The sequence below is a fragment of the Planctomycetia bacterium genome (genome assembly GCA_034440135.1).
GTDB lineage: Bacteria > Planctomycetota > Planctomycetia > Pirellulales > JALHLM01 > JALHLM01.
Map to the genome: position 1 here is coordinate 1 of JAWXBP010000211.1, position 7,352 is coordinate 7,352.

The 7,352-nt window shown below is 60.4% G+C and carries 6 protein-coding genes; 5 read left to right on the plus strand and 1 reads right to left on the minus strand.

The genetic code is table 11. The features are described from left to right. Positions 1-103: 103 nt before the first annotated feature. Positions 104-490 carry a winged helix DNA-binding protein gene (locus tag SGJ19_12155; protein ID MDZ4780998.1) on the minus strand — a complete coding sequence of 129 codons (387 nt, stop codon included), beginning with the start codon at positions 488-490 and terminating at the stop codon, positions 104-106. An 88-nt stretch (positions 491-578) separates the two neighbouring features. Here SGJ19_12155 and SGJ19_12160 point away from each other — a divergent pair, with 88 nt between their 5' ends. From SGJ19_12160 to SGJ19_12180, 5 genes are all read left to right on the plus strand, one after another. After that, a complete protein-coding gene (locus tag SGJ19_12160) occupies positions 579-1,601 on the plus strand; it encodes a sodium-dependent bicarbonate transport family permease (protein ID MDZ4780999.1) in 1,023 nt (340 codons plus the stop codon). Next, the gene (locus SGJ19_12165; protein MDZ4781000.1) at positions 1,601-2,032 is read left to right on the plus strand and encodes a hypothetical protein; all 432 of its coding nucleotides are present in this window, start codon (positions 1,601-1,603) and stop codon (positions 2,030-2,032) included. The genes SGJ19_12160 and SGJ19_12165 overlap by 1 nt, the downstream gene beginning before the upstream one ends. Before the next feature lie 500 nt (positions 2,033-2,532). Further along, positions 2,533-4,137 (plus strand): ATP-binding cassette domain-containing protein, encoded by a 1,605-nt coding sequence (locus SGJ19_12170; protein MDZ4781001.1) that lies wholly within the window; start codon positions 2,533-2,535, stop codon positions 4,135-4,137. Between the two features lie 11 nt (positions 4,138-4,148). Continuing rightward, on the plus strand, positions 4,149-5,504 hold the full coding sequence (locus SGJ19_12175) for an HlyD family efflux transporter periplasmic adaptor subunit (GenBank protein ID MDZ4781002.1): 1,356 nt from the start codon (positions 4,149-4,151) through the stop codon (positions 5,502-5,504). Positions 5,505-5,680: 176 nt separating this feature from the next. Next, complete coding sequence (locus SGJ19_12180; GenBank protein MDZ4781003.1) at positions 5,681-7,129, plus strand: TolC family protein; 1,449 nt, start codon at positions 5,681-5,683, stop codon at positions 7,127-7,129. The last annotated feature ends 223 nt before the right edge of the window (positions 7,130-7,352 follow it).

Consider the following 7,352-nt stretch of genomic DNA (forward strand, 5'->3'; position numbering starts at 1 on the left):
ATCAAAGTCCTCAAACGTATGGCCTACGGCTACCGAGACGACAACTACTTCTTTCTCAAAATCCGCCAGGCTTTCCCCGGAATTGGGTGAAGAACCAAATGATTCAATGGCGTCCGGCATTATTCGACGGCCGAGCTGAATTGACAGCCGCCTGTTTCGAACTTGTTCTGGCCATCAGGCTCAATAACTCGCCGACCTGGCAATGTGATTCCAAGGAATGGCGGAGTGGTCGGTCGACGCACAAGCGGTAGCGATTGCGTCGACCCTGCTTTTCGATCGTCAAGTAGCCCGCCACGGCGAGTTCCATCACGATTCGCTGGACCATGCGCTCAGTAATCCCGACCAGTTGGGCGACGTCGCGAAGTCGTACCTCGGGGTCCCGATAAATGCACCACAGCACGTGCGCGTGATTAGTCAGAAAGGTCCAGGGCGCCTCGCTTGGCGGCTTAGCCGCGGGAAGCGTGTGCCGAATAGCCGAACTTTTTTTCATGCGTTGCTCTTGCCAAGGGCCACATTGGCCGATATAAAATACGCGAAGTAAATTTCGTGTATTATCGTACGCAAATGGCGGTGCTCTCATGCTGGATACCTTGCGGCACAACTTCAGCTCTCCGCTCACGCTGTCATTCGCGCTGGGCGTGGCCGCCCGGCTGCTGAAGAGCGAGTTCTCGCTGCCGCGCGACGTATATGCCGCGATCTCAATTTACCTGCTCTTCGCGCTCGGACTCAAGGGTGGCGTCGAGCTTTCCCAAAGCTCCATGGGCGTTATTTTTTGGCCGGCGATCGTAACCCTGCTGCTGGGGTGCATCACCCCGGTGACTAGCTATGTGGTACTGCGGCGGCTCGGTCGATTTAGCGTCGCCGACGCCGCCGGGTTGGCGGCCCATTATGGCTCTGTCTCGGCGGTCACGTTCCTGGCCGCACAGCAGTTCGCCACCGCGCTGGGGCAACCATTGGAGGGATTTCTGCCCACGCTCCTGACCTTGCTCGAAAGTCCCGGCATTCACATCGCCTTGGCCATTGGCGCGATTCAGACGGCGCGCGCGGATCGAGCCGTCGCGAACGGTACGGGTCGGCAATCGGCGCCTCACGGCGCCGCCCGTCCGACACGCGAGTTGCGTCAAGTGCTTCACGAGGTCTTGACCGCACGGTCGATGATCCTGCTCGTCGGCGGACTGCTGGTCGGAGTGGTGACCGGCGAATCGGGTTATGAACCGGTGAAGCCGTTCTTTGAAGGCCTTTTCAAGGGCGCCTTGACCATTTTTCTGCTGGAAATGGGGATCGTAGCCGGTTCCCGACTCGGCGACTTGCGGCAAGCCGGCGCGTTCCTGATCGGATTTGGCATCGTCATGCCAATCTTGCATGGTGCATTGGCGGTGGTCCTGGGCCACTGGGCGGGACTATCGATCGGCGGTTGCACCGTCTTGGCGGCAATGGCCTCGAGCGCATCATACATCGCCGCGCCGCCCGCCGTGCGCATGACGCTGCCGGAGGCCAATCCCACGTACTATCTCACGGCTTCACTGGCCATCACTTTCCCGTTCAATCTGCTGGCAGGAATTCCCTTGTACTACCAGATGGCCAAGGTGCTGCATGGCTAATGAAGCTGTTGGATGGATTCGGGGACACCTGGTTTTCAGTTAGTGCTCAAGCAAGGACAACGCTTATGCACGAGCTTCGCATTCCCGACCAAGTCGCCATCGTGGAACACCATGACCCAGTTAATGCCATGCAAACCACAAAACTTCTGAAGGTCACGGTAATCGCGGAGGCGGTCCTGCGCGAGCGTCTGATCGCAGAAATCCTGTCCGCCGGAGCGACTGGCTACACCAGTGCTGCGGCGGAAGGCGAGGGCTCGCGGCATCTGCGATCGGGGGATCTTCCCGGCGACAACGTGCGAATCGAAACGATCGTCGACGAGTCAGTGGCTGACCGCCTCCTGACGCAGCTGACCAACCAATACTTTCCCCATTTCGCCTTGATTGCCTACGTCACGGAGGTCCGCGTGATTCGCGGTGAAAAATATGTCTGACACAGGCCGAGAGGATTCTCCGCGCCGACGTCACATGATGTTCGGCCCGCTCCTGAGCCGAGCCCTCGTCGCCCAACCCCCAGGTCCTCCGCATTTTGTGCGGCTTGCGATACCGCGCGCTCGCTTCTTCGCGACTTGCGATGCGTCTGTGCAGAAAACAGGTGGCCTTCGATGTTCGTCGCATCTTGAACGAAGGGGGAAACTGTAGGCATTGATGGGTGCGTATCTTGCCTTGCGCCTCAACCCGTGCCGCAGTGTGCCTCTACGCACACTTCGTTCTCCGGCGTATTGACTCGAAATTCGACTTTTTAACATTCGACCCTACCGGAGTCTGACGATGGTAACAAAGATACCGGCGATCGATTGCATTGCTGGCGATCCACGAGAATTTCTACCCTGTTGCTGGCGTACTGCGTGACGTGACTGCTGAACATGCCCATCCATCGCCCTTCTCGCGGCTTATCCAACTTCTCAGGCCGGACGCGCGAGATATTGGGATCGTGGTCATTTACGCCGCGGTCGTGGGGGTAATTGCACTCGCTACGCCGATTGCTGTCGAGCAGTTGGTCACCACCGTCGCCTTTGGGGCGCTCTTGCAGCCGATCGTGGTTCTGGCGTTCATCTTGTTCACGTTTCTGAGTTTCGGCGCCGCGATCACGACGCTGCAGACCTACGTCGTCGAGATGTTGCAGCGGCGAATCGCGGTTCGCGTCGTCTCGGAGGCCGCGCATCGCCTGGCCTGGCTGCGCGTGCCGAGCCTCGACCACCGTTATGGACCGGAGTTGGTCAACCGGGTGTTCGAAGTGGTCACGGTCCAGAAAGCAGTGGCCTATCTGCTGCTGGACGGCGTGGGGATGACGTTGCAGACGCTAGTTGGGATGGTGGTGCTAGCCTTCTATCACCCCGCATTACTCGGTTTCAATCTCTTTCTCGTGGTGGCGCTCGTAACGGTGCTGTTCCTCTTGGGACGGAACGCGGTTACGACAGCGACGCTGGAATCGAGGTCGAAATATGCGTTCGTCTGGTGGTTGGAGGAGTTGGCGCGGCATCCTTTGACCTTCAAACTCCGCGGGTCCGGCGATCACGCGCTGGAAATGATCAACCACTTAATGGACCAATACATCTCAGCGCGCGCCGCACATTTTCGGGTCCTCATGCGGCAAATCGTGTTTTCGCTCGGCATTCAAGTCATTGCCAGCACGGCGCTCCTCGGCCTAGGTGGCTGGCTAGTGATTGAAGGCGAATTAACTCTCGGACAGCTCATCGCCGCCGAGCTCATCGTCGCCACGATCATGGGTGCGTTTAGCAAGCTCGGAAAACACCTCGACAGCTTTTATGACCTGCTGGCCGCCTGCGAGAAGCTCGGCTATCTTTTTGACCTTCCTGTCGAGCGCGACCACGGCGCACAAGAACCGCCGATTAGCGGTCCGCGGGGCGTCTCCATTCTCGTCCGCGGGGTTGTCGTGGACCGCGGCGATGGGGCGATCATCGGTCCCCTCCAGCGAACCATCAAGTCTGGCGAGCGTTTGGCATTGACCGGGGCGCCGGGGAGCGGACGCTCGACCTTGCTGGAGGTGTTGTTCTGCGTCCGTCCGCCGGATACTGGATTCGTCGAAATGGACGGCGCGGATGTGCGAGAACTTTGCCCGCAAACGGTCCGCGACCAGCTAGCGTTAGTCGGGCCGATTGAGATCTTCGCAGGAACCATCGCTCAGAATGTGATCCTGGATCGTCCGAACCATGGCATCGCGGAATTGTCTCGAGCGCTCGCCGCAGTCGACTTGCTGGACGAGATTCAAGCACTCCCCAGAGGTTTCCAGACGAAGTTGACTACCGATGGTGCGCCGCTCTCGGAAAGCCAGTGTCGACGACTCATGCTGGCCCGGGCCGTGTTGGACGAACCCAAACTGCTGTTGATCGACAACCTTTTGGACACATTGCCAGATGAATATCTGGAAACGGCCGCGGACTACCTGTTCGCTCCCGAGCGGCCCTGGACACTCGTGCTAGCCACCGGTCGCAAGGAACTCATCGAACGCTGCGATCAGATTTGGCGTTTGGATTCCGCTCGCAAACTGAACCGTAACGGTGGCCAACCGAGTTGAACTTAGAACGCATGACGCCTTCCACAAACCAGATGCCGCTGTTGCCGGTGATCCGCCGGACCGAGCTGCCTCGCTTCGCGCGCTGGGTGGCGCGAAGCTTGCTGTTCGGCTGCCTGGCAATCACGGCCGCCCTGGGCTTCTTGCCGTGGCAGCAGAATGTGCGTGGCATCGGCCGGGTGACGGCTTTCGCGCCGCTGGAGAGACAACAGGAAGTCAAGGCCGCCATCAAAGGCCGCGTTATGGCCTGGAAAACGGGTTTGCGCGAGGGGGCTCCTGTGCGCCAAGGCGAGGTGATCTGTGAGATCCAAGGGATCGATCCCTTCTTGATTCGGCGTCTGGAGCAGCAGGTTCTGTACGGACAGCAAAAGCGGGACGCTAGCCGACTGAAGGTAGACGAGTATCGCGAGCAGGTGACCGCCTTTACCGAGGCTCGCCAACGGACCATTGAAGCGGGATTGCAAGGGATTGAAGCCGCCAAACAGAAAGTCGCCGCCGAAGAGCAAGCGCTGAGCGCGGCGAAGGCCGGTGAGGACCAGGTCCGCGTGAATGTGGAGCGTCGTCGGCAGATGTTCGCCGAGCAACTCGTCTCGCGTTTGGACTTGGAGCAAGAAGAGCGCAAGTACCTCGAAGCGACCGCAAAACTACGGGAAGCCGAAGCCAAAGTCGCCGGCGCCAAGGCGGACGTATCCGCCAAACAGGCGGAGCTTGAACTAAAGACGCGCGAAGCGGATGCCAAAATCTCCTCCGCCGAAGCCATGTCGCGAACCGCCGAAGGGGACGTCGCCGTCGCCGAGAAAGAACTGGTGGAAAGCGAATCAAAACTCGCTCAGCAGCGCAGTCAAGCGATCGCATCGCCCATCGACGGCACCTTGCTGCGACTGCTCGTGAATCAAGGAGGAGAAATCGTCAGCGAAGGCGATCCGCTTTTCATCGTCGTGCCCGATCAGGCCGAACGCGCTGTGGAGTTGTGGCTCGACGGAAATGACATTCCCCTCGTGAGCGAGGGCCGCCAGGTGCGCCTGCAGTTCGAAGGCTGGCCGGCGGTGCAGTTCGTCGGCTGGCCCTCGGCGGCCGTAGGCACTTTCGGCGGACAGATCGTGAATATTGATTCCACCGACAATGGCAAGGGCGAATTTCGCGTGCTGGTCATGCCCTTGGCCGGCGAGGAAAAATGGCCCACGGGGAAGTTCTTGCGTCAAGGACAGCGAGCGAATGGCTGGGTGCTTTTAGATCGCGTACCTCTCTGGTACGAGTTCTGGCGGCAGATCAACGGATTTCCGCCGGTGGTCTCCATGGAGGAGCCGAAAGCCGATGCGAAGGACAAGAGTAAGTCCGGAGGCGAGATCAAGTTAAAGTCCAAGAAATGATCGACCGCGTGAGACATTTCAGCGTCGCGATCCTTCTGCTTGCCGCCAGCGCCTGTGCGACGCGGCAAGAGCGGGTCCGCGTTGCGCCGGTTGCTCCACGCGTCACGGCGCCCAAAGCGTCGCCCGCCGCGCCGAAGAGTGCCACACTTCCACCGGCTTCCTTTCCGCCTGCGCCCGTGGCGAGAAACGCAGAGCCTTTCAAGGCCGTCGCCACCGTGCAGTTCACCTCGCCCCCCGAAGAGCTACCGCGGGGCGTCGCGATCGCAATCAAGCCGCTCACGCTCGACGAGGTGTTGCAATCGGTCGATCTGACCTACCCGCTGGTGCAAGCCGCCTTTCAGGAACGTGCAATCGCGGAAGGACAACAGTTGGCGGCGCGGGGCGGTTTTGACTTGACTGTGGATGGATACAGTCTTGCCCAGCCCATGGGGTACTACAAGATGTATCGAACCGGCGTGACCGCGACGCAACCGCTTTGGCAAGGCGGATATGCGTACGGCGGATATCGGATCGGCGACGGCAATTTTCCGGACTGGTACGGCGAACGCCAGACCAACGAAGGGGGTGAGTTCAAACTCGGCGCCACGGTGCCGCTGTGGCGCGATCGCGCGATCGATAAGCGACGCGTGGCGATTGCCCAAAGCAACCTGGCGCGCGCCGCCGCGGAACCTTCGATTCAGGCTCAACTGCTCGAAATCGACCGTGCCGCTGCGCAAAGCTATTGGACCTGGGTGGCAGCCGGCGAAGCGTTGCGGGTGGAGCGCGGCATGTTGCGCGTCGCGGAAGAGCGTAACGCGGCGATTAAGCGGCGCGTGGAGTTCGGCGACTTGCCTGGGAGCGAGGCGGTGGACAACGATCGCGTCGTCGCCTCGCGGCACATGAAGGTCATTGCCTCGGAACGGAAGCTTCAAGAGGCCGCGATCAAACTCTCCTTGTTCCTGCGTAGCCCGGAAGGTTTTCCGTTGCTTCCGCCCCCAGAGCTGTTGCCCATGGGGTTCCCCGCTCCGCCGACGCCGCGATCAGATACGGTTCCTTTGGCGATCGACCGGGCGCTGCAGGCCCGCCCGGAGGTGCGAGAGCTTAACTTGCTCCGACAAAGTTTGGCGGTGGACCTTCAAGCGGCTGAGAATCTGCTGATGCCTGGGCTCGACGCCACCGTTTGGGGCTCAAAGGATGTCGGTGGCGAGGCGTCACCGTCGGGGGACAAGACGCCCTACGAGATGGAAGGTGGATTGTTTGCCGAAGTGCCCCTTCAGCGTCGTGAGGCACGCGGTAAAATTCGTGCGTTGCAGGCCAAGCTCGCCCAACTGAACGCCAAGCAACGCTTCACAAATGACAAGATCGGCGCGGAAGTCCGCGATGCCGCCTCGGCTCTGTTGACATCGTACCAGCGCGCCATGGAGGCAGGCTCAAACGTACGTTTAGCGCAACAAATGGAGGCCTTCGAGCGACGGCGATTCGAACTGGGAGATAGCAATATCTTCCTGGTTAATCAGCGCGAGTTAGCTGCCGTGGAAGCCTCGCTGTTCGAAATCGAAGCGCTGGCCGACTACTATCGTAGCCTGGCGGTTTATCGCACGAGCCTGGCCGAGAGGGCCGTCGAACGGGCCATTAGCGCCGAGTAGTGCCTCAACCCAACGTCGATCTCAGGGCCGTCGAGCAACTTGCCCAAGAGCGACTCGCCAGTCACTCGCGCCCTGCCTAGCGACCGCGGTCGCCGTGGGCTTTTTCGTCGCTCGCGGTGAGCCGGTTCAACGAAGCCACTTGCCAGCCAGAAATCCCAGATAGCCGACCGACGCGGCCAGGGTTGCGCCCCACAACAGATCCACCACCGTCACGATCCACGGC